We start from the raw sequence: 284 nt of genomic DNA, 5'->3' as shown, positions 1-284 counted from the left end.
CCAAATTGATGCGCGCGGCTTCGACCGCCGCCTTCCAATAGTCAACATCGGCATGGGCCTGTTCCATGGAAGCCGCAGCATCGTCATATTCCTGTTGACTGACGGCCTTGTCCACCAGCACTTCCTTGTATCGCTCCACCCTGAGTTTAATCGAGGGCAGATTGGCCTGCGACTTGCCGAGGGAGGCTTTGGCGGAGTCATACGCCACCTGAAACGGCGCGGGGTCGATTTGGTAAAGCAGTTGGCCGGCTTTGACATCGGAGCCCTCCTGGAAGAGCCGTTTC

1 pseudogene is annotated in these 284 nt (G+C 58.1%); it reads right to left on the bottom strand.

Features of this window, described 5'->3' with window-relative positions:
• Positions 1-208: pseudogene (locus LZP69_RS16275) on the bottom strand (efflux transporter periplasmic adaptor subunit); the annotation flags it as partial.
• Between the last annotated feature and the right edge of the window lie 76 nt (positions 209-284).

Origin of the sequence: Shewanella sp. AS1, from assembly GCF_021412565.1 — a bacterium.
Classification (GTDB): domain Bacteria; phylum Pseudomonadota; class Gammaproteobacteria; order Enterobacterales; family Shewanellaceae; genus Shewanella.
The sequence above is the reverse complement of the archived record's forward strand: the minus strand, read 5'-3'. Positions and strand labels throughout refer to the sequence as shown.